Annotated in this window: 20 protein-coding genes and 2 riboswitches; of the genes, 11 read left to right on the top strand and 9 right to left on the bottom strand. The window is 69.8% G+C overall.

Annotation, left to right across the window (positions count from 1 at the left end; genetic code table 11):
- Nucleotides 1–3 precede the first annotated feature (3 nt).
- Nucleotides 4–468, bottom strand: a complete 465-nt coding sequence (gene nrdR, locus WFQ67_RS06550) for a transcriptional regulator NrdR (protein WP_031287756.1) — start codon at nucleotides 466–468, stop codon at nucleotides 4–6.
- A 122-nt stretch (nucleotides 469–590) separates the two neighbouring features.
- Here nrdR and WFQ67_RS06545 point away from each other — a divergent pair, with 122 nt between their 5' ends.
- The 3 genes from WFQ67_RS06545 (at nucleotide 591) to trxA (ending at nucleotide 2,622) form a co-directional block, all read left to right on the top strand.
- Nucleotides 591–1,028 carry a YbaY family lipoprotein gene (locus WFQ67_RS06545; protein WP_213628247.1) on the top strand — a complete coding sequence of 146 codons (438 nt, stop codon included), beginning with the start codon at nucleotides 591–593 and terminating at the stop codon, nucleotides 1,026–1,028.
- Nucleotides 1,025–1,678: a class I SAM-dependent methyltransferase gene (locus WFQ67_RS06540; RefSeq protein WP_213628246.1), complete on the top strand. Its 654-nt coding sequence runs from the start codon at nucleotides 1,025–1,027 to the stop codon at nucleotides 1,676–1,678. Before WFQ67_RS06545 ends, WFQ67_RS06540 begins: the two co-directional genes overlap by 4 nt.
- Nucleotides 1,679–1,752: 74 nt before the next feature.
- Nucleotides 1,753–2,622, top strand: coding sequence for a thioredoxin (gene trxA, locus WFQ67_RS06535; protein WP_213628245.1), 870 nt, complete (start codon nucleotides 1,753–1,755; stop codon nucleotides 2,620–2,622).
- 113 nt (nucleotides 2,623–2,735) lie between these two features.
- Here the strand turns inward: trxA and WFQ67_RS06530 are convergent, their stop codons facing one another.
- On the bottom strand, nucleotides 2,736–3,086 hold the full coding sequence (locus tag WFQ67_RS06530) for a hypothetical protein (protein WP_213628244.1): 351 nt from the start codon (nucleotides 3,084–3,086) through the stop codon (nucleotides 2,736–2,738).
- Between the two features lie 128 nt (nucleotides 3,087–3,214).
- Between WFQ67_RS06530 and WFQ67_RS06525 the strand changes: the two genes are divergently transcribed.
- The 5 genes from WFQ67_RS06525 (at nucleotide 3,215) to WFQ67_RS06505 (ending at nucleotide 7,163) form a co-directional block, all read left to right on the top strand.
- A complete protein-coding gene (locus WFQ67_RS06525) occupies nucleotides 3,215–3,811 on the top strand; it encodes a DUF2796 domain-containing protein (RefSeq protein WP_263152488.1) in 597 nt (198 codons plus the stop codon).
- A gap of 38 nt (nucleotides 3,812–3,849) precedes the next feature.
- On the top strand, nucleotides 3,850–4,557 hold the full coding sequence (locus WFQ67_RS06520; RefSeq protein WP_213628243.1) for an ABC transporter ATP-binding protein: 708 nt from the start codon (nucleotides 3,850–3,852) through the stop codon (nucleotides 4,555–4,557).
- Nucleotide 4,558: 1 nt separating this feature from the next.
- Nucleotides 4,559–5,821 (top strand): ABC transporter permease, encoded by a 1,263-nt coding sequence (locus WFQ67_RS06515; RefSeq protein WP_213628242.1) that lies wholly within the window; start codon nucleotides 4,559–4,561, stop codon nucleotides 5,819–5,821.
- 7 nt (nucleotides 5,822–5,828) lie between these two features.
- A complete protein-coding gene (locus WFQ67_RS06510; protein ID WP_173178862.1) occupies nucleotides 5,829–6,356 on the top strand; it encodes a DUF3299 domain-containing protein in 528 nt (175 codons plus the stop codon).
- Between the two features lie 114 nt (nucleotides 6,357–6,470).
- Entirely contained in the window at nucleotides 6,471–7,163 is a 693-nt protein-coding gene (locus tag WFQ67_RS06505; protein ID WP_213628241.1) for an OmpW/AlkL family protein, read from the top strand.
- A 105-nt stretch (nucleotides 7,164–7,268) separates the two neighbouring features.
- Here WFQ67_RS06505 and WFQ67_RS06500 read toward each other — a convergent pair whose 3' ends face one another.
- The 6 genes from WFQ67_RS06500 to WFQ67_RS06475 all read right to left on the bottom strand — a co-directional run bounded on the left by WFQ67_RS06500 (nucleotide 7,269) and on the right by WFQ67_RS06475 (nucleotide 11,419).
- Nucleotides 7,269–8,198, bottom strand: coding sequence for an NAD-dependent epimerase/dehydratase family protein (locus tag WFQ67_RS06500; protein ID WP_337056420.1), 930 nt, complete (start codon nucleotides 8,196–8,198; stop codon nucleotides 7,269–7,271).
- Nucleotides 8,191–9,075, bottom strand: a complete 885-nt coding sequence (locus WFQ67_RS06495) for a sugar nucleotide-binding protein (RefSeq protein ID WP_173178859.1) — start codon at nucleotides 9,073–9,075, stop codon at nucleotides 8,191–8,193. Before WFQ67_RS06495 ends, WFQ67_RS06500 begins: the two co-directional genes overlap by 8 nt.
- A gap of 197 nt (nucleotides 9,076–9,272) precedes the next feature.
- On the bottom strand, nucleotides 9,273–10,037 hold the full coding sequence (gene cobM / locus WFQ67_RS06490; protein ID WP_337056419.1) for a precorrin-4 C(11)-methyltransferase: 765 nt from the start codon (nucleotides 10,035–10,037) through the stop codon (nucleotides 9,273–9,275).
- Nucleotides 10,034–10,444 (bottom strand): cobalamin biosynthesis protein, encoded by a 411-nt coding sequence (locus tag WFQ67_RS06485; protein WP_213628238.1) that lies wholly within the window; start codon nucleotides 10,442–10,444, stop codon nucleotides 10,034–10,036. The genes cobM and WFQ67_RS06485 overlap by 4 nt, the downstream gene beginning before the upstream one ends.
- Before the next feature lie 73 nt (nucleotides 10,445–10,517).
- Nucleotides 10,518–11,225 carry a CbtA family protein gene (locus WFQ67_RS06480; protein WP_271104913.1) on the bottom strand — a complete coding sequence of 236 codons (708 nt, stop codon included), beginning with the start codon at nucleotides 11,223–11,225 and terminating at the stop codon, nucleotides 10,518–10,520.
- 11 nt (nucleotides 11,226–11,236) lie between these two features.
- A complete protein-coding gene (locus WFQ67_RS06475; RefSeq protein WP_021219636.1) occupies nucleotides 11,237–11,419 on the bottom strand; it encodes a CbtB domain-containing protein in 183 nt (60 codons plus the stop codon).
- A gap of 100 nt (nucleotides 11,420–11,519) precedes the next feature.
- Nucleotides 11,520–11,731: riboswitch (cobalamin riboswitch) on the bottom strand.
- 58 nt (nucleotides 11,732–11,789) lie between these two features.
- Nucleotides 11,790–11,983, top strand: a riboswitch (cobalamin riboswitch).
- A gap of 96 nt (nucleotides 11,984–12,079) precedes the next feature.
- On the opposite strand from WFQ67_RS06475, the gene cobW reads away from it, so the two are divergent.
- A complete protein-coding gene (cobW, locus tag WFQ67_RS06470; RefSeq protein ID WP_213628236.1) occupies nucleotides 12,080–13,132 on the top strand; it encodes a cobalamin biosynthesis protein CobW in 1,053 nt (350 codons plus the stop codon).
- Between the two features lie 62 nt (nucleotides 13,133–13,194).
- Entirely contained in the window at nucleotides 13,195–16,929 is a 3,735-nt protein-coding gene (gene cobN / locus WFQ67_RS06465; RefSeq protein WP_337056418.1) for a cobaltochelatase subunit CobN, read from the top strand.
- A 235-nt stretch (nucleotides 16,930–17,164) separates the two neighbouring features.
- Here cobN and WFQ67_RS06460 read toward each other — a convergent pair whose 3' ends face one another.
- Nucleotides 17,165–18,253 carry a 3-deoxy-7-phosphoheptulonate synthase gene (locus WFQ67_RS06460; protein WP_337056417.1) on the bottom strand — a complete coding sequence of 363 codons (1,089 nt, stop codon included), beginning with the start codon at nucleotides 18,251–18,253 and terminating at the stop codon, nucleotides 17,165–17,167.
- Nucleotides 18,254–18,775: 522 nt separating this feature from the next.
- On the opposite strand from WFQ67_RS06460, the gene WFQ67_RS06455 reads away from it, so the two are divergent.
- Complete coding sequence (locus WFQ67_RS06455) at nucleotides 18,776–19,774, top strand: ATP-binding protein (RefSeq protein WP_213628233.1); 999 nt, start codon at nucleotides 18,776–18,778, stop codon at nucleotides 19,772–19,774.
- The last annotated feature ends 6 nt before the right edge of the window (nucleotides 19,775–19,780 follow it).

The following is a 19,780-nucleotide window of genomic DNA, read 5'->3' as shown; positions in this document are numbered from 1 at the left end:
GCCTTAGTCTTTCGAGGGCTCTCGGGCCAGGCGTTCGATCTCCTCGCGGAACTCGTTGAGGTCCTGGAATCGACGGTAGACCGAGGCGAATCGGATATAGGCCACTTCGTCGAGCTTCTGCAGCTCGAGCATCACCAGCTCGCCGAGCACGCGGGACTTCACCTCGCGCTCGCCGGTGGCGCGCAGCTTGTGCTTGATATGGGCGATGGCTTCTTCGAGGCGCTCGATGCTCACCGGGCGCTTCTCCAGCGCTCGCTGCATGCCGGCGCGAAGCTTCTCCTCGTCGAAGGGCTGGCGGCTGCCGTCCTGCTTGATCAGCCGGGGCATGACCAGTTCGGCGGTCTCGAAGGTGGTGAAGCGTTCCTCGCACGCCAGGCATTCGCGGCGGCGGCGGACCTGATCGCCTTCAGCGACCAGTCGCGAATCGATCACCTTGGTGTCATGGGCGCCACAGAAGGGACAGTGCATGGTGGGGAGGTGACTGCGGAAAAAGAAGGCCACATGGTAGCGCATCTCCCCGGCAAGACAAGCCGCGGGCTTTGCGTTATAAGGCCGCCCAGAGCCCTCCGCAACAAGGCCAGGAGTCACCGATGCGCGCCCTTTCCGTCCTTTTCCTCGCAGCCCTGCTGGCCGCCTGCTCCAGCGAACCGCCCGCCGAGCCCAAGCCCGCCCCCAGGCCGGCACAGCAGCGGGTCCAGGTCGAGGAGCCGACACCCGCGCACCTGCGCGAGCTCAAGGGCCAGTTGCTCGGGGCCCCGGCCGGCAGCGAAGTGGAGATGGCGCTGCTGGTGATCGACGGCCGCGACCGCCCACAACGCCTGCTCGGCAGCGTGCGCCTCGCGGGCACGGGCCAGGCGCTGCCGTTCAAGCTGACCTTCAACCCCGAGGTGTTCCCCCAGGGCGAGCGCGTGGAGCTGCGCGCCCGCGTCAGCCAGTCCGGCCAACTGGTGCAGCGCCTGGCGCCGCGACGCATCCTCCAGCCCGAGAGCCAGGCCCTTGGCCAGCTGCAGCTGGAACGCGCGCCGTGAAGGCGCCCGCAGCGCTGCAACGCGCCCTCGGCCAACTGCTCGGCGACGCCCGCCTGAACGCCGAGACACTGCCCGGCACCGACCTGCGCCTGTGGCTGATCGACGGCGGCAACATGGATCGCGCCTTCGACCCCGATGAGACCCGCCGCATCCTCGAGGAGCCGCCCTACTGGTGCTTCTGCTGGGCCAGCGGCCTGGCCCTGGCGCGCTGGTTCGCCGAGCGCCCGGAATGGGTGGCCGGCAAGCGCGTGCTGGATTTCGGCGCGGGCTCGGGCGTGGCCGCCATCGCTGCGGCCAGGGCGGGCGCCGCGGAAGTGGTGGCCTGCGACCTCGACCCGCTGGCCCTGGAGTCCTGCCGCGCCAACGCCGAGCTCAATGGCGTGGAGCTGGGCTACTCCGGGGACTTCTTCGCCGAAGCCGACCGCTTCGACCTGGTCGTGGTCGCCGACGTGCTCTACGACCGCGCCAACCTGCCCCTGCTCGACCACTTCCTCAGCCGTGGCCGCGAAGCCCTGGTGGCCGACTCCCGCGTCCGCGACTTCGCCCACCCACAATACCGCCGCCTGGCGATGCTCGAAGCCTGCACCTGGCCGGACCTGGCCGAGCCCGAGCAATTCCGCCACGTGAGCCTGTACCACGCAGCGAGATAACGGCGGGCCCCGGTAGGCGGCTGCATGCGGCGGCCGTATCATTCGCCCATCCCTTGCGCACTCGAGAACCTCCGATGAGCGACACGCCCTACATCTTCGATACCACCGCCGCCGACTTCGATCAGGCGGTGATCCAGAACTCCTTCCACAAGCCGGTCCTGGTGGACTTCTGGGCCGAGTGGTGCGCGCCGTGCAAGGCGCTGATGCCGCTGCTGGCGCAGATCGCCGAGTCCTACCGCGGCGAGCTGCTGCTGGCCAAGGTCAACTGCGACATCGAGCAGGACATCGTGATGCGCTTCGGCATCCGCAGCCTGCCCACCGTGGTGCTGTTCAAGGACGGCCAGCCGGTGGACGGCTTCGCCGGCGCGCAGCCCGAGTCGCAGATCCGCGCCATGCTCGAACCCCATGTGCAGCAGCCCGCGCCGGCCGCCGCCGACCCGCTGGAAACCGCCCAGGCGCTGTTCGCCGATGGCCGCATCGGCGATGCCGAGGCCCTGCTCAAGGACGTGCTGACCGAGGACAACGGCAACGCCGCCGCGCTGATCCTCTATGCGCGCTGCCTGGCCGAACGCGGTGAACTGGGCGAAGCCCAGGCGGTACTGGATGCGGTGAAGAGCGACGAGCACAAGCAGGCCCTGGCCGGCGCCCGCGCGCAGCTGACCTTCCTGCGCCAGGCCGCCGACCTGCCGGAAGCCGCCGACCTGAAGTCACGCCTGGCGCAGAACGCCGAGGACGACGAGGCCAGCTACCAGCTCTGCATCCAGCAACTGGCCCGCCAGCAGTACGAGCCGGCGCTGGAGGGCCTGCTCAAGCTCTTCGTGCGCAACCGCAGCTACGCCGAGGGCATCGCCCACAAGACCCTGCTGCAGGTGTTCGACCTGCTGGGCAACGACCACCCGCTGGTCACCACCTACCGCCGCAAGCTCTACCAGGCGATCTACTGATCGCGCAAAAGCTCCCGTAGGTTGGCGCCGAGCGTAGCGAGGCCCAACGATGCAATGCCCAACAGGGTCACGTTGGGCTTCGTACCTCAGCCCAACCTACGGACCTGCGCCGCTCACCCCTTCCAGACATAGACGGGCGCATCGCCCCCCATCTCCAGCTGCACCCGCTCGCTATGGCGCAAGCGCACCAGCAGGCGCTTGCCGGCCGCCGCTCCGCCAGCGAGGGCTTCCAGTTCGCCCAGCAGGCGCGGCCCCTCGATACGCCCGGCGTTGCGCAGCAGCTCCAGCGCGGTATCCCACAGGGCATCGCTGCGCTTAGGAGCCTTGGCGGGAGCGGCGAGCGGCGCGGCTGGCGCCTCGACACCGACCTGCAGCTGCGCGCCCAGGCGCTGCCAGTCCTCCTCGTCCATCTCCACCGTCAGGTCGACCGGCCAATCGCCGATCCGTCCACGAATACGCAGCATGTCCAGCTCCCCAGGTTGAATCGGGCCATGCTCCCACGTGCCTCGACCAGGCGCCAGGCGACACTGGCGAGGCGATCTGAAAGTTGTTATAACGTAACACCTCATTTCACCCGACTCCGGAGTGCCTCATGCGCCGCCTGCTGCTCGCCCTGCCCTTCGCCCTGCTGCCCCTGGCCGCCGCCCAGGCCCACGACCACGAACACGAGGAGCACGGCAGCCTCGGCGCCCATGAGCACGGCGTGGCGCGGATGAACGTCGCCCTGGACGGCAACAGCCTGGAACTGGAGCTGGAAAGCCCGGCCATGAACCTGGTCGGCTTCGAGCACGCCGCCAGCAGCGACGCCGACAAGGCCAAGGTCGCCGCCGCCCGCGCCCTGCTGGAGAAGCCGCTGGACCTGTTCGCCCTGCCCCTGGTCGCCGGTTGCAAGGTCACCGGCCAGGAGCTGGAAAGCCCGCTGTTCGGCAACGCCCCGGCGGACCACGAGCATGAGCACGAAGACGCCGACCACGACGAAGAGAAAGGCCACGAGCACCACCACGAGCACAGCGAGGTCCACGCCCACTACCAGCTGGAATGCGCCAAGCCCGGTGACCTCAAGACCCTGGACCTCAAGGAGCTGTTCGAGCGCTTCCCCGCCACCCAGAAAATTCAGGTACAACTGATCGGCCCGCAGGGCCAGCAGGGCGCCGAGCTGACCCCTGCCAACCCCTCCCTGAGCTTCTGAATCCGATGAACCGGCCGGGGCAACCCGGTCGGCACCCCATGAGCCAGACACTGATCGAAATCTCCGAGCTGGGCTTCGCCTGGCCGGGCCACGCCGAACTGCTCGACATCCCCGCCTTCGCCCTGCAAAGCGGGGAAACCCTCTTCCTCAAGGGCCCCAGCGGCAGTGGCAAGACCACCCTGCTGGGCCTGCTCGGTGGCGTGCAGACGCCAGGCCGGGGCAGCGTCAGCCTGCTGGGCCGCGACCTGGGCAAGATGGCCTCGGGCGCCCGCGACCGCTTCCGCGTCGACCACACCGGCTACATCTTCCAGCAGTTCAACCTGCTGCCCTTCCTTTCCGTGCGTGAGAACGTCGAGCTGCCCTGCCACTTCTCGCACCTGCGCGCCCAGCGCGCCCGGCAGCGCCATGGCAGCGTGGCCCAGGCCGCGACCACCCTGCTCGGCCACCTGGGCCTGGCCGCCGGGCTGCTGGAGCGCCGCGCCGACGCGCTGTCCATCGGCCAGCAGCAGCGCGTCGCCGCCGCCCGCGCGCTGATCGGCCAGCCGGAACTGGTGATCGCCGACGAACCCACCTCGGCCCTGGACGCCGACGCCCGGGAAAGCTTCCTCCAGCTGCTCTTCGGCGAATGCCGCGAGGCGGGTGCCAGCCTGCTGTTCGTCAGCCACGACCAGAGCCTGGCAGCGCTCTTCGATCGCAGCCTGTCGCTGCTTGAACTGAACCGCGCCGCGCGCCCGCAGGAGGCCTGAGATGTACCTGTTCCGCCTGGCCCTGGCGAGCCTCGCCAACCGCCGCTTCACCGCCCTGCTCACCGTCTTCGCCATCGCCCTCTCGGTCTGCCTGCTGCTGGCGGTCGAGCGGGTGCGCACCGAGGCACGCGCCAGTTTCGCCAGCACCATCAGCGGCACCGACCTGATCGTCGGCGCCCGCTCCGGCTCGGTGAACCTGCTGCTGTATTCGGTGTTCCGCATCGGCAACGCCACCAACAACATCCGCTGGGACAGCTTCGAAACCCTCGCCCACAACCCCAAGGTGAAATGGGCCATCCCCATCTCCCTGGGTGATTCGCACAAGGGCTACCGGGTAATGGGCACCAGCGAGGCCTATTTCGAGCACTACCGCTACGGCCGCGCCCAGGCGCTGAAGCTGGCCGAGGGCAAGCCCTTCGCCGACATGTTCGACGTGGTGCTCGGTGCCGAGGTGGCCGAGGCGCTGAAGTACAAGCTGGGTGACAAGGTGGTGCTGTCCCACGGCGTCGCCACCGTCAGCCTGGTGCAGCACGACGACAAGCCCTTCACCGTGGTCGGCATCCTCGAACGCACCGGTACGCCGGTGGACCGCACCCTGCACATCTCCCTCGCGGGGATGGAGGCACTGCACGTCGACTGGCAGAACGGCGTGCCCGCGCGCGGTGCCGGCAAGGTCAACGCCGACCAGGCCCGGGCCATGGACCTGCAACCCAAGGCCATCACCGCCTTCATGCTCGGCCTCAACAGCAAGATCGCCACCTTCGCCGTGCAGCGGGAGATCAACGAGTACCGAGGCGAACCGCTGCTGGCGATCCTCCCCGGCGTCGCCCTGCAGGAGCTCTGGAGCCTGATGGGCACGGCCGAGAAGGCGCTGTTCGTGGTTTCGCTGTTCGTCGTGCTCACCGGGCTGATCGGCATGCTCACCGCCATCCTCACCAGCCTCAACGAGCGCCGTCGCGAAATGGCCATCCTGCGCTCGGTGGGCGCGCGGCCCTGGCATATCGCCAGCCTGCTGGTGCTGGAGGCCTTCGCCCTGGCACTGGCCGGCGCGGTGCTCGGGCTGGTGCTGCTGTACCTCGGCATCGCCCTCGCCCAGGGCTACGTGCAGGCCAACTACGGCCTCTACCTGCCGCTGGCACTACCGAGCCGCTATGAGTGGACGCTGCTGGGCGGTATCCTGGCCGCCGCCCTGCTGATGGGCGCCGTGCCGGCCTGGCGCGCTTATCGGCAGTCCCTGGCCGACGGCCTGTCCATTCGCCTGTGAGCCCACGATGAAACGCGCCCTGCTGGCCCTTCCGGCCCTGATCCTGCTGACCGCCACCGGCCTCTGGGCCGGTGAGGTCCGCGAACTGACCTGGTCCGAGCTGATCCCCGCCGACGCTCCGCCGCCCCCGCCTCCCGCGCCCATCCACGACCTTTCGCAGCTGGCCGACTCGCTCGCCGCCGAAGCGGGTCCCGCCGCCAGCCAGCAGTCGCCGGCGGCGCCGGTGGTGCAGGGCCTGGACGGCCAGGAAGTGAAGCTGCCGGGCTACATCGTGCCGCTAGACGTGACCGAGGAAGGCCGGGTGACCGACTTCCTCCTGGTCCCCTACTTCGGCGCCTGCATCCACGTGCCACCGCCCCCCTCGAACCAGATCGTCCACGTCACCAGCGAGCTGGGCGTGCTGATGGACGCGCTCTACCAGCCGTTCTGGATCGAAGGGCCGCTGCAGGTGAAGTCCAGCACCAGCGAACTGGCCGAGGCCGGCTACCAGATGGAAGCCAGCAAGATCTACCCCTACGAGACGCCCGAGAGCTGACAAGAAAGCCTGCTAACGAACTCGCCGCGGCATTGAGCTAGATCAAGGTGCCGCGTTTCGTGCTCCCCGAAACTGAGCCCAGCCAACACAAGCTCAAGACCTCGGAGCCATTAAATGAAAACGCAGTTCCTAGCCGCCTCCCTCCTCGCTCTCGCTGTGGCCGCCCCGATGGCCCATGCCCACCAGGCGGGTGACATCCTCGTCCGTGCCGGTGCCATCACCGTCAACCCGAAAGCCGACAGCTCTTCCGTCAAGGTAGACCGCGGCCCCCTGGCCGGCGCCGACCTGGGCGGCAAGGCGACCATGGACAGCGACACCCAGCTGGGCCTGAACTTCGCCTACATGCTGACCGACCACTTCGGCCTGGAACTGCTGGCCGCCACCCCCTTCGAGCACGAAGTGAAGATCAAGGGCACCGCCCTCGACGCCGCCAACGGCAGCCTGGGCTCGCTGAAACACCTGCCGCCGACCCTGAGCGTCGTGTACTACCCGCTGGAATCCCAGTCGGCCTTCCAGCCCTACCTGGGCGCCGGCATCAACTACACCTGGATCTACGACGAGCACGTGGGTAGCGGCGCGACCGCGGCCGGCTTCGACAACTTCCGCGTGAAGAACTCCTGGGGCCTGGCCTGGCAGGTCGGCGCCGACTACATGCTGACCGACAGCATCATGCTCAACGCCCAGGTGCGCTACATCGACATCGACACCCGCGCCTACGTCGACAACACCGCCCTGGGCGTACGCGCCAAGGTGGACGTGGACGTCGACCCGTGGGTCTACATGGTCGGCCTGGGCTACAAGTTCTAAGCCCGCCGCAACGAGAAAAGGCGCCTTCGGGCGCCTTTTTCATTGGCATCACGGGATGGGAGCGGGATGCAAAAAGGCGCCCGAAGGCGCCTTTCCTGTCGTCACTCAGCGGCCCAGCAAGCGGGCCAGGCCGACCGCCAGGGGAGTCGGCTCGGGGAAGTCGAAACGCTCCAGCAGACGGCTGTTGTCCGCCAGGGAATGACGGATATCGCCCGAGCGCGCCTCGGCGTAGCTGATGGCCGGCAGTTCGCCCACCACGCTGCCGATGGCGGCGAGCAGCTCCTTCAGGCTGGTGGAGCGCTGCAGGCCGACGTTCACCGGGCCGGCCTCGACGCCAGGGTTCTCCAGCGCCTGCACCAGCACCTGCACCAGGTCGCCGACATAGACGAAGTCACGGGTCTGCTCGCCATCACCGAAGATGGTGATGGGCGTGCCGGCCAGCGCACGCTCGGTGAAGATGCTGATCACCCCGGAATAGGGCGAGGACGGGTCCTGCCGCGGCCCGAAGATGTTGAAGAAGCGGAACACCGCCGGCTCCAGGCCATGCTGGCGGCGGTAGAAGTCCAGGTACTGCTCGCTGGCCAGCTTGTCCACCGCGTAGGGGGTGAGCGGCGCGACGGGGGTGTTCTCGTCGATGGCCTGGCCTTCGCCGTTCTGCCCGTAGACCGAGGCGCTGGAGGCGAACGTCACGCGCTTCACGCCGTGCTGGCGCATGGCCTCGCAGACGTTGAGGGTGCCGACGAAGTTGGCCTGGTGGGTCGACACCGGGTCATCCACCGAAGCCGGCACCGAGGCCACGGCGGCCAGGTGCGCCACCGCCTTGCAGCCGGCCATGGCGCGAGCCACCCGCGCGGCGTCGGCGACATTGCCTTCGATGAATTCGACGCGCGGGTTCTCCAGCGGCAGGTTGCTGCGCTTGCCGGTGGAAAGATCGTCGAGCACGCGCACGGCGTGCCCGCGCGCCAGCAGCGCATCGACCAGGTTGGAGCCGATGAAGCCGGCGCCGCCGGTAACGAGGATGGGGGAATCAGCCATGGCGGTAGTAACGGTCCAGGAGTGCGGGCAACGCCGCGCGCCAGGCGCGGGGCTTGATGCCGAATGTATGGAGGATCTTCTTGCAGGCCAGCACCGCGTGCTGGGGCTCGTCCGCCGCATCGGGACGGGCGGCGTGGGCCTGGGGGGTGATTTCCTGCACCTTCAGCGCGCGCAGGTTGCGGGCCTCGGTGAGCACCGCCTGGCCAAGCGCCAGGGTGGTGGTCGCCTCATGGCCGCCGTAGTGGTAGGTGCCCCAGAGCGGCGCGGCGCAGTCCAGCTGCTTGAGCACGGCGAGCATCACCCGCGCGGCGTCGTCCACCGGCGTCGGGTTGCCGCGGCGGTCATCGGCCAGCATCAGCTCGGCGTCCCGCTCGGCACGGGCGAGGAAGCGCCCGAGGATGCCCTCGTTGCTGTCGTCCAGCAGCCAGCCGAAGCGCAGCAGCACATGCTTGGGGCACATGGCACGCACGCTCTGCTCGATGCGCCACAGGGACTGCCCGCGAAGGCTCAGGGGAATGGTCTCGTCCTTCTCGTTGTAGGCCGTCGCCCGGGCACCATCGAAGACGCGGTAGCTGGAAGGCTGCAGCAGGACGATGCCATGGTGCTGGCAGAGCTCGGCGAGGCGCTCGACCGCGCGTTCCTGCGCGGCGAAACGGGCCGGGCTGGCCTCCTCGGCCTGGAACCAGTCGAAGTAGTAGGCGAGGTTGATCACCGCATCGGGGCGGGTGTCGTCGAGCAGCTGGGTCAGGCTGGCGGCATCCCAGCCCTGTTCGGGCGGGCGCGGGGCGAGGAACCCTACATCATCCTCGGCCCCCAGGCGGATAAGCGCCTGGCCAAGGGCATTGCCACCGCCCAGGAGCATCAAGCGCATACGCATAGACAGAAGGTCGCTTAAAGCCAGTGGGTGTTATCGATCAGGCCATGACCCCGCACCGGCGCCATCCCTGTGACCAGGAGGTTCGCCAAGACGGGGCATCAGGCACGCAAGCCGGCGGTCGTTTCCGACCGGGGAACACGCATTCTGCTTATTTCCCGGCGCTGCGTCACTAGCGGCGCGCCATGCGGCACGCCGCATCAGTCGTCGTCCCCCCCTGCGGGGCGATAGAGATGGGCGTGATCGGGGTGATAGAGCGAGGAGTCGGTGAAGCCTTCGGCGGCCAGCACGCGCCCCACGAGGATCAGCGCGGTGCGGCGGAAGTCCTTGCCCGCCACACGCTCGACGATGTCCGCCAGCGTGCCGGTCACCCAGTCCTGGTCGGGCCAGCTGGCGCGATGCACCACGGCCACCGGGCAGTCGGCGCCGTAGTGCGGCAGCAGTTCTTGGACGATGCGCGGCAGGTGGCTGACGCCCAGGTGCACCGCCAGGGTCGCGCGGTGCTGCGCCAGCTCCGCCAGGGACTCGCCCTCGGGCATGCGCGTGCGGGTGGCGAAGCGGGTGAGGATCAGCGTCTGCGAGATGTCCGGCAGGGTCAGCTCGGTACCCAGCAACGCGGCGCAGGCAGCGGTGGCGGTGACGCCGGGCACCACCTCGTAGGGAATGCCCAGCGCGCGCAGGTGGCGGATCTGCTCGCCGATGGCGCCGTACAGCGACGGGTCGCCGGAGTGCACGCGGGCCACGTCCTGGCCGCGCCCGTGGGCCTCGGCCAGCAGGCGGATGATCTCGTCCAGGTGCAGTTCGGCGGTGTTCACCACCTGCTCGGCGCGATGCCCGTCGAGCACCGCCTCCGGCACCAGGGAACCGGCGTAGAGGATCACCGCGCAGCTGCGGATCAACCGCTGGCCCTTGACCGTGATGAGCTCCGGGTCGCCGGGGCCGGCGCCGATGAAATAGACCGTCATGGGTTATCCACATCCTCGGGAATGCAGGCCAGCGCACAGGTGGCGCGGGCACTGCGGCGCTTTTCCACCAGCAATCGCGCAGGCCGGCCGGCCAGGGTTTCGGCATGCAGCAGGGCGGCGGCTTCGGCGATGCCGGGGCTGCCGGTTTCCCGCAGGGCGATGGCCGAGGCGCCGGACAGCCGCCCCTCGCAGGTCGCCAACTCGGTGGCCGGCAGTAGCGCCAGGGGCAGCTGAAGGGACAGCGCCAGTGCCCGCAGCCCGGGCTCGTCGGCCTTGCTGTCGACGCTGGCCAGGGCACTCAGGTCGCCGACCGCCAGGCCGCGCTCGGCCAGGGTGGTGACCAGCAGCTCGCGCAGTTCGTGTTCCGGACAGCCGCGCCGGCAGCCGAGGCCGGCCACGCGGATCATCGGCCAGCCCTGTAAAGCAAGACCCCGCGAAGGGCCGGGCCCTGCGCGGGGTCGATCGACGACACGGCCCGGCTCACGCCAGGTCTTGGCTCGCGGAACGCTGGTACAGCCAGGCGGCGGCCCAGCCCAGGGCGCCCCAGAACAGCGCATTGGTGATCAGCGAGGCGGCGATGAACTCGTGCTCCAGGGCTTCCGGCGCCAGGCTCGAATGCACCTCGGGCTGCGGAGCACCCACCACGTGGGGGATCACCAGCAGCGCCAGCCCGACGAGGCGCAGCACCCAGTTGCGGCCGAAGGCGATCAGCGCCAGGCCGGCAGCGGTGGAGGCGGCGGTGCCGACCCACCAGACCTGGCGCTGGGCCAGGTCGGCGGCCGCGGTGCCCGGCAACTCCGGCGGCAGGCCGAGGGACGGCGCCAGGGCGAAGGTGGCGAAACCGGCCAGCCCCCAGAGCAGGCCCTGCCAGGCGCGGGTCGGGCCGCGCAGGCTGAACAGTGCGGCCAGGAGCAGGGCGAAGCCCACCGCGACCACCAGGTTGGCGCCACCGGTGGACAGCGTGCGCTGCCAGCCATCGGCGGGCGCCCAGGCCTCGGCGTCGTGTTCATGGGCGGGCGTGCCGGCGGCGTGCTCGTGGCTGTGCTCGGCCTGCTCGGCCGGTGCCGAGCTCTCGAACGTCTCCGCGTGGAGGATCAGCGGGGTGACCCACAGGCTCTGCAGCAGGGTCAGCACGATGGCGGCGAACAGGCCGGCGAACCCGGCGGTCTGGGCGATGCGCTTGATCACGGTCGCGCCCCTCAGTGGCAGGGGAAGGCGGAGCTGTGGCGGGTGTCGTGGGCAGCGTTGTGCACCGCCTCGATGTGCGAGAAGCCGGCGAAGTACACGAGCGACAGGCCCAGGAGGCTGGCACCGATGGCGATGGCCAGGCGTTTGGACAGGGGGACGGCGGCGGCCGAATGGCTCAGGGTGCTGCTGGACATGGTGCTTCCTCTGCGTGCGGGTGAGTCGGCAAGAGGAACGCGTGCGAAGAAAGCGGCCGCTACGGCACCGCATTTCCGGCGTGCGCCCGCCCACCGCGGGTTGCCAAAAAGTGATCAGGCCGGTCTCCGGGCTTGCGACGCCAGCCATGGCTGGTCGGGTTTGCCTTCCCATGTCCGCCGGACACAGTGGCCTACAGATCCCTACGTGCGCTTACCGTTGCGGGGGCAGCGTCGGACTCGCCCTGGGGCACACCGACTTCCCGTTTCACCTCGCGCGCGACGGCGCGAGACACCTGAAAAAACCGCACAAGGACATCACGAGTCCGATCGGCCGTCAACCGCCGCGATTGACCGCCGCCCCCGGCCTGCGTAGCCTTCGGCCCTTCGAGGTTCTGCGGCCGCGCGCCGCAGCTAAGAGGGAACACGGCCAAGCCGTGGCTGCCCCCGCAACTGTGAACAGCTGAGGTCCTATCCACAGCCACTGCCCGACGGGCGGGAAGGCGGAGGGACGGCGCATCGCGCCAGGCTGTGAGCCAGGAGACCTGCCTCGGCGAATTTCCAGACAACCGGGCGGGGTGATCCGGTGGCGAATCGGGCCTTTCGTGCCCTCGTCCCGCGCGCCCGCCGATCCGATCGACTCCCAGCGAAGGGCTGCCGCGCATGAAAACCCTGGCCAAACTCCCCGTCACCATCGTCACCGGCTTCCTCGGTGCCGGTAAGACCACCCTGCTCCGCCACATGCTCGACAACGCCGAAGGCCGCCGCATCGCGGTGATCGTCAACGAGTTCGGCGAACTGGGCATCGACGGCGAGATCCTCAAGCAATGCTCCATCGGCTGCACCGAGGAAGAGGCCGTGGGCCGCGTCTTCGAACTGGCCAACGGCTGCCTGTGCTGCACCGTGCAGGAGGAGTTCTTCCCGGTGATGCGCGAACTGGTGGCCCGCCGTGGCGACCTTGACCAGATCCTCATCGAAACCTCCGGCCTGGCCCTGCCCAAGCCCCTGGTACAGGCCTTCCAGTGGCCCGAGATCCGCAGCGCCTGCACGGTGGACGCGGTGATCACCGTGGTCGACAGCCCGGCCGTGGCCGCCGGCACCTTCGCCGCCCACCCCGAGCAGGTGGACGAGCAGCGCAAGCAGGACCCGAACCTCGACCACGAGTCGCCCCTGCACGAACTCTTCGAAGACCAGCTGGCCAGCGCCGACCTGGTGATCCTCAACAAGGCCGACCTGCTCGATGCCGACGCCCTCGCCGCCGTGCGCGCCGAAGTGGCCGAAGAGCTGCCGCCGGCGGTGAAGATCGTCGAAGCCAGCGCCGGCAAGCTGCCGCTCTCCGTGCTGCTGGGCCTGAACGCCGAGGCCGAGGCGCACATCGACAGCCGCCCCACCCACCACGACCACGAAGGGCACGAGGACCACGACCACGACGAGTTCGACTCCTTCCACGTCGACCTGCCGGAAGTGGAGGAAGCCGCGCTGCTGGCCGCCCTCGGCCAACTGGTGGAACGCCACGAGGTGCTGCGCATCAAGGGCTTCGCCGCCATCCCCGGCAAGCCCATGCGCCTCCTGGTGCAGGGCGTCGGCAAGCGCTTCGACAAGCACTTCGACCGCAAGTGGCTGGCCGGCGAGACCCGCGCCACCCGCCTGGTGGTGATCGGCCAGGAGCTGGACCAGGCCACCATCGCCAACGAACTGCGCACCGCCCTGGCGTAACCGCCGAACCGGCTCCTCTCCCAACCGGGAGAGGGCCGCTCCCCCCTGCCAAGGTCCGAGCCATGCACCTGTTGCGCACCCAGCCCGGCGGCTTCGTCCCCGACGACGGCATCGCCCACCTGGCCCAGACGCCCGCCGAACTGGTGATCCTCTGCAGCGGTGATTCGCACCTGGCGCTGCTGGCCGAGGCCGCCCGCGAGCTGCCGCAGGACTACCCCAGCCTGCGCCTGGCCAACCCCATGCAGCTGCAGAACCACGCCTCGGTGGACCTTTACGTCGACGAGGTGCTGCAGCACGCCAGGGTCATCCTCATCTCCGTGCACGGCGGCGTCGGCTACTGGCGCTACGGCATCGAGCAACTGGTGGCCCTGGCCGAGCGCGGCACGCAGCTGATCCTGGTGCCCGGCGACGACCGTCCCGACCCGGAGCTGGCCCGCCTGTGCACGGTCCCGGCGGAGGACGCCGAGCGCTACTGGCAGTACCTGCGCCAGGGCGGCCTGGACAACGCCCGGCAACTGTTCGCCTGCCTCGCCAGCCGCTGCCTGGGGCGCGACTACCCCTGGCAGGCGCCCAGCGCCCTGCCCCGGGTCGCGGTGCACCACCCGCGCCAGCGCCCCGCCCGCCTCGAGCAGTGGCGCGCCGACTGGCGGGACGGCCAGCCGGTGGTGGCACTGCTCTTCTACCGCACCCATCTGCAGGCGGCGAACACCGCCTTCATCGACGCCTTCTGCGAGCGCCTGGCCGCCGTCGGCATCAACCCGCTGCCCATCGCGGTGGCCAGCCTCAAGGAAGCCGAATGCCTGGCCGTGGTCGAGGACTGGCTGGACGCCGTCGATGCCGAGCTGATCATCAACACCACCGGCTTCGCCCAGTCCAACCCCGACACGCCCGGCCAGCGCCCCTTCCGCCGCGACGTGCCGGTGCTGCAGGCCATCTGCTCGCTGGACAACCAGCCGCTCTGGGAAGAGAACCCGCAAGGCCTCGGCCCGCGCGACCTGGCCATGCACATCGCCTTGCCGGAACTGGACGGGCGCATCATCACCCGCCCCATCAGCTTCAAGGGCCTGGCCTGGCGCAGCGAGCGCAGCCAGAGCGACGTGGTCTGCTACCTGCCCCACCTCGAACGCATGGACTTCGTCGCCGAGCTGGCGCGCCGCTGGCTGCTGCTGGCGCGCAAGGCCAACGCCGACAAGCGCGTGGCGCTGATCCTCGCCAACTACCCCACCCGCGACGGCCGCATCGGCAATGGCGTGGGCCTGGACACCCCGGCCGCCGCGCTGAACATCCTCCGCGCCCTGGAAGCCGAGGGGTACCCGCTGGCCGGCCTGCCGGAGAACGGCACGGCACTTATCCACAGCCTGCTGGGCGGCGTCAGCAACGACCTCGACAGCCTCGACGCGCGCCCCTGCGCCCAGAGCCTGGCGCTGGACGACTACCTCGCCTGCTTCACGCGCCTGCCCGAAGCCAACCAGCGGGCCGTGCGCGAGCGCTGGGGCGAGCCGCAGCAGGACCCGATGTTCCGCTCAGGGCGCATGATGATCGCCGGCCTGCGCCTCGGCCTCGCCTTCGTCGGCATCCAGCCGGCGCGCGGCTACCAGCTGGACCCGGCCGCCATCTACCACGATGCGGCGCTGGTGCCGCCCCACGGCTACCTGGCCTTCTATTTCTGGCTGCGCGAGGTGTTCGGCGCCGACGCGCTGGTGCACGTCGGCAAGCACGGCAACCTCGAATGGCTGCCGGGCAAGGGCGTCGGCCTTTGCGCCGAATGCTGGCCGGACGCGGTCATGGGCCCGCTGCCGAACATCTACCCCTTCATCGTCAACGACCCCGGCGAAGGCGCCCAGGCCAAGCGCCGCGCCCAGGCGGTGATCATCGACCACCTGATGCCGCCGCTGACCCGCGCCGAGAACTACGGCCCACTGCGCGACCTCGAACGCCTGGCCGACGAGTACTACGACGCCTCCCTGCTGGACCCCCGCCGCGCCGTGCAGCTTCGGGGCGAGATCCTGGAACTGGTGAAGGCCACCGCACTGGACCGCGAGCTGAACCTCGTCATCAGCGACGACCCGGAAAGCTGGCTGCCGCAACTGGACGCCTACCTCTGCGACCTCAAGGAATCGCAGATCCGCGATGGCCTCCACGTGTTCGGCGAATCCCCCGCCGGCAGCCTGCGCGACGACACCCTGCTGTCCCTGGTGCGCATCCCCCGGGGCGATGGCAGGGGCGCCAACGCCAGCCTGCTGCGTGCGCTCGCCGCCGACCTCGAGCTGGGGCGCGACCCGCTGGACTGCAACTGGGCCGAGCCCTGGGAAGGCCCGCGCCCGGCAATGCTGGAAGCGGTCAGCATCGATCCCTGGCGCAGCAATGGCGACACCCGCGAGCGCCTGGAGCTGCTGGCCCTGGCGATGATCCGGGCGACCGATCACCCGTCGGTGGGCCCCGCCAGCGACCTGGTCATCCACAGCCTGCGCCAGGTGGTCGCCCCGACCCTGGATGCCTGCGGTCCCGCCGAGATCGGCGGCGTGCTGGCCGCCCTGGAAAGCCGCTTCGTGCTGCCCGGCCCCAGCGGCGCACCCAGTCGCGGGCGCCTCGACACCCTGCCCACCGGGCGCAACTTCTTCACCCTGGACGTGCGCAACCTGCCCACGCCCACCGCCTGGCGCCTGGGCTTCCAGTCCGCCAGCCTGCTGCTGGAGCGCTACCTGCAGGATCACGGCGACCACCTGCGCCAGCTCGGCCTTTCCGTCTGGGGCACCGCCACCATGCGCACCGGTGGCGACGACATCGCCCAGGCCCTGGCACTGATGGGCGTGCGCCCGGTGTGGCAGGCCGGCAGCCAGCGCGTGGAAGACTTCGAGATCCTGCCCCTGTCCCTGCTCGACCGTCCCCGGGTGGACGTGACGCTGCGGGTATCGGGCTTCTTCCGCGACGCCTTCGCCAACCTCATCCGCCTGTTCGACGCCGCCGTGCAGGCGGTCGCCGAACTGGACGAGCCGGAGGACATGAACCCCCTGGCCGCCCGGGTGAAGCTGGAAAGCGCCCGCCTGGCCGCCGAGGAGCTGGGGGCGGACGATGCCCGGCTGCAGGCCGGCTGGCGCATCTTCGGCGCCCAGCCCGGTGCCTACGGTGCCGGCGTGCAGGGTGCCATCGAGGAGCGCCAGTGGCAGGACCGCGCCGAACTGGCCGAGGTGTACCTGAACTGGGGCGGCTACGCCTACGGCGCGCAGGATGCCGGCACGCCCGCGCGGGCCCGCTTCGCCCAGCGCCTTGAGCGTTTGCAGGCGGTGCTGCAGAACCAGGACAACCGCGAGCACGACATCCTCGACTCCAACGACTACTACCAGTTCCAGGGCGGCATGCTCGCCGCCGTCGAGACCCTGCGCGGCGACAGGGTCGCCAGCTACCACGGCGACCACAGCCAGCCGGACCTGCCGCGCATCCGCTCGCTGAAGGAAGAGCTGGGCCGCGTGGTGCGCTCGCGTGCCGCCAACCCCAAGTGGATCGCCGGCATGAAGCGCCACGGCTACAAGGGCGCCTTCGAACTGGCCGCGACGGTGGACTACCTGTTCGCCTTCGACGCCACCAGCGAGCTGGTCGACGACCACCAGTACCGGTTGCTGGCCGACGCCTACCTGCTGGACGCCGACACCCGCGAGTTCATCCGCCAGCACAACCCGGAGGCCCTGCGCGACATCGCCGAGCGCCTGGTCGAAGCCCAGCAACGGGGCCTCTGGGAACACCCCGGCGACTACCGCGAGGCCATCGAGAACCTGCTGCTGGATATCGAGGAGCAGTAGCCCCCGACGTGCGTGTGGGGTATTTCAACTACGCCCCGCCACCTTCGCGGATGAATCCGCTCCCACAAAAGCGCCCCCGGCTCTCCTGTAGGAGCGAGCTCTGCTCGCGAACAACCCCGGCACGAAGTCTCCCCCGTGGGAGCGAATTCATTCGCGATGCCGATCGCACCTGGCACACGCGGGTTTCACCCGCCCTACGCTCGAACCAGCGGGGCACCCCCCCGCCCGCCGATGATCACCCGCGCAACCGCGCCGCCGCCTCCCGCAGGATGCGCTCGGTGCCGTCCCAGCCCAGGCAACCGTCGGTGATGGACACCCCGTAGCGCAGCTCGCACGACAGCGACTGGGCACCGTCGAACAGGTGGCTCTCGATCATCACGCCGCGCAAGGCGTCCTGGCCGGCCAGGCGCTGGTCGATCACCTCCGCCAGCACCGCCGGCTGGCGCAGCGGGTCCTTGCCGCTGTTGGCGTGGCTGCAATCGACCATGATGCGCGGCGCGATGCCGAGCCTCTCCAGCCCCGCACGGGCGGCCGCGACGCTGGCCGCGTCATGGTTCGGGCCCTGGTGGCCGCCACGCAGCACCAGGTGCGTATCCGCATTGCCGGCGGTCTGCACCAGCGCCGGGCGGCCCAGGTCGTCGATGCCGAAATGCTGGTGCGCGTGGGCCGCCGAGCGCATCGCGTCGGTGGCGATGCCGAGGCTGCCGTCGGTGCCGTTCTTGAAGCCCACCGGCAGGTCGAGGCCGCTGACCAGTTCACGGTGTACCTGCGACTCGCTGGTGCGCGCACCGATGGCGGCCCAGCCCAGCAGGTCGTCGAAGTAGCCGGCGGCCAGGGGTTGCAGCAGCTCGGTGGCCACCGGCAAGCCCAGCTCGATCATCTGCAGCATCAGCCGGCGGCTGAGCGCCAGGCCGGCCGCCATGTTGCCGCTGCCATCCAGGTGCGGGTCGTAGACCAGCCCTTTCCAGCCCACCGTGGTGCGCGGCTTCTCGACGTAGGCGCGCATCACCAGCAGCAGCTGGTCGCTCACCTGCGGCGCCAGCGCGGCGAGGCGGCGGGCGTAGTCCAGGGCGGATTCGGGGTCGTGGATGGAACAGGGGCCGACCACCACCAGCAGGCGCGGGTCGTCGCCATCGAGCACCGCGCGCACGGCATCGCGCTGGGCGCGGACCTGGCGGGCCAGGGCGTCGTGCAGCGGCAGGCGCTGGCGCAGTTCGGCGGGGGTGGGCAGCGGCTGGGTGCTGCGCGAGGGGGACGCCAGGGTCTCCAGCGGCAGGGCATGGAGGGGCTGGGCGGCGATGGGCGATACGGAAACGGAATTCATGACGGGCATCCTCGGCCGGCGCGGTTCGGTCCGCGCGCGGCGCTCTAACTGGGTGTTCGATTCAGGGGTGTGAGTGCGGCGGCGAAGCGGCTAAATCGCCAGTCGGAGTTGCGGTAATAGGTGGCGTAGGTGCGGTAGCTGATCATGGTGCGATCCTCGGATTACGTGCGTTCGGTCTTGTGGACCCTGGAAAAACAAAAACCCCCGGTCGGGTTGCCGACCGGGGGTTTCGTGGAGCTTTGGTGGGCGACCCTGCTGGAGTGGGCCGCCTGATCAGGTATCAGGCCAGCCCGTGGCTAAACCAATACCCGTAGAAATAGCTGGCCGCAGCAGCCACGCGCGCACGTGCCGGGCCTTGGGCCTGGCAAGCGGTGAGCGGAGTGGAAGCGAGGTGCGGCATGACGATCTCCAAAGCGAATGCCGGCCAAATTACTGCATCGCCGGCCGCCGTTCAATCACTGATTTCTATCGGCGCGTTCGGCCTTTCGCTACCATGCCGCGATGCGTTTTCAGGAACCCGTCATGTCCGAGCTTCCCCACTTCCCCTTGAGCGCCGTGGTCGCCGCCGACGAGCTGAAGCTCGCGCTGTACCTGGCCGCCATCGATCCCGCCATCGGCGGCGTGCTGATCGAAGGCCCGCGCGGCATGGCCAAGTCCACCCTGGCCCGGGGCATCGCCGACCTGCTGCCGCAAGGCATCTTCGTCACCCTGCCGCTGGGCGCCAGCGAGGAGCGCATCGTCGGCACTCTCGACCTCGATGCCGCCCTGGGCGAGGGCCGTGCGCAGTTCTCCCCCGGCGTGCTGGCCAAGGCCCACGGCGGCGTGCTCTACGTCGACGAGGTGAACCTGTTGCCGGACCACCTGGTGGACCTGCTGCTGGACGTCGCCGCCAGCGGGGTCAACCTGGTGGAGCGCGACGGCCTCTCCCACCGCCACGCCGCGCGCTTCGTACTGATCGGCACCATGAACCCCGAGGAAGGCGAACTGCGCCCGCAACTGCTGGACCGCTTCGGCCTCAAGGTCAGCCTCGGCGGCCAGCCGCAACCGGCCGAACGCGCGGAGATCCTGCGTCGCCGCCTGGCCTTCGACGCCGATCCGCAGGGCTTCGTCGCCCAGTGGAGCGGCGAGCAGCAGGCCCTCGCCCGTCGTTGCCAGGACGCCCGCGAGCGCCTTCCCGCCATTCCCCTCGATGACGGTGCCCTGGACGCGATCGCCCAGCGTTGCTTCGACGCCGGTGTCGACGGCCTGCGCGCCGACCTGGTGTGGCTGCGCGCGGCTCGCGCCCATGCCGCCTGGCGTGGCGCGACGGCCATCGCGGACATCGATATCGACGCCGTCGAACACTTCGCCCTGGCCCATCGTCGAACCCAGGCGTCCTCCTCCACACAGCCCCCGCAGGCGTCCCCCAGTGGCGCGCAGCCCCAGGCGTCCGCAGGCGAAGGCCAGTGGGGCGAGCTGCCCGCCCAGCCGGTGCCCACCGACTCCCGACGCGAGCTGCCGGGCTGGCCAAAAAAGCCCTGAGCATCC

The organism is Pseudomonas sp. USHLN015, from assembly GCF_037153275.1.
Classification (GTDB): Bacteria; Pseudomonadota; Gammaproteobacteria; order Pseudomonadales; family Pseudomonadaceae; genus Metapseudomonas; species Metapseudomonas tohonis.
Note: the sequence above shows the minus strand (reverse complement) of the source record. Positions and strands in the feature narration are given on the sequence as shown.

What these genes read in the sequence shown, in the direction of transcription:
- nrdR (WP_031287756.1), bottom strand. Translation starts at nt 468, where the DNA reads ATGCACTGTCCCTTCTGTGGCGCCCATGACACCAAGGTGATCGATTCG.
- WFQ67_RS06545 (WP_213628247.1), top strand. Translation starts at nt 591, where the DNA reads ATGCGCGCCCTTTCCGTCCTTTTCCTCGCAGCCCTGCTGGCCGCCTGC.
- trxA (WP_213628245.1), top strand. Translation starts at nt 1,753, where the DNA reads ATGAGCGACACGCCCTACATCTTCGATACCACCGCCGCCGACTTCGAT.
- WFQ67_RS06530 (WP_213628244.1), bottom strand. Translation starts at nt 3,086, where the DNA reads ATGCTGCGTATTCGTGGACGGATCGGCGATTGGCCGGTCGACCTGACG.
- WFQ67_RS06525 (WP_263152488.1), top strand. Translation starts at nt 3,215, where the DNA reads ATGCGCCGCCTGCTGCTCGCCCTGCCCTTCGCCCTGCTGCCCCTGGCC.
- WFQ67_RS06520 (WP_213628243.1), top strand. Translation starts at nt 3,850, where the DNA reads ATGAGCCAGACACTGATCGAAATCTCCGAGCTGGGCTTCGCCTGGCCG.
- WFQ67_RS06515 (WP_213628242.1), top strand. Translation starts at nt 4,559, where the DNA reads ATGTACCTGTTCCGCCTGGCCCTGGCGAGCCTCGCCAACCGCCGCTTC.
- WFQ67_RS06510 (WP_173178862.1), top strand. Translation starts at nt 5,829, where the DNA reads ATGAAACGCGCCCTGCTGGCCCTTCCGGCCCTGATCCTGCTGACCGCC.
- WFQ67_RS06505 (WP_213628241.1), top strand. Translation starts at nt 6,471, where the DNA reads ATGAAAACGCAGTTCCTAGCCGCCTCCCTCCTCGCTCTCGCTGTGGCC.
- WFQ67_RS06500 (WP_337056420.1), bottom strand. Translation starts at nt 8,198, where the DNA reads ATGGCTGATTCCCCCATCCTCGTTACCGGCGGCGCCGGCTTCATCGGC.
- WFQ67_RS06495 (WP_173178859.1), bottom strand. Translation starts at nt 9,075, where the DNA reads ATGCGTATGCGCTTGATGCTCCTGGGCGGTGGCAATGCCCTTGGCCAG.
- cobM (WP_337056419.1), bottom strand. Translation starts at nt 10,037, where the DNA reads ATGACGGTCTATTTCATCGGCGCCGGCCCCGGCGACCCGGAGCTCATC.
- WFQ67_RS06485 (WP_213628238.1), bottom strand. Translation starts at nt 10,444, where the DNA reads ATGATCCGCGTGGCCGGCCTCGGCTGCCGGCGCGGCTGTCCGGAACAC.
- WFQ67_RS06475 (WP_021219636.1), bottom strand. Translation starts at nt 11,419, where the DNA reads ATGTCCAGCAGCACCCTGAGCCATTCGGCCGCCGCCGTCCCCCTGTCC.
- cobW (WP_213628236.1), top strand. Translation starts at nt 12,080, where the DNA reads ATGAAAACCCTGGCCAAACTCCCCGTCACCATCGTCACCGGCTTCCTC.
- cobN (WP_337056418.1), top strand. Translation starts at nt 13,195, where the DNA reads ATGCACCTGTTGCGCACCCAGCCCGGCGGCTTCGTCCCCGACGACGGC.
- WFQ67_RS06460 (WP_337056417.1), bottom strand. Translation starts at nt 18,253, where the DNA reads ATGAATTCCGTTTCCGTATCGCCCATCGCCGCCCAGCCCCTCCATGCC.
- WFQ67_RS06455 (WP_213628233.1), top strand. Translation starts at nt 18,776, where the DNA reads ATGTCCGAGCTTCCCCACTTCCCCTTGAGCGCCGTGGTCGCCGCCGAC.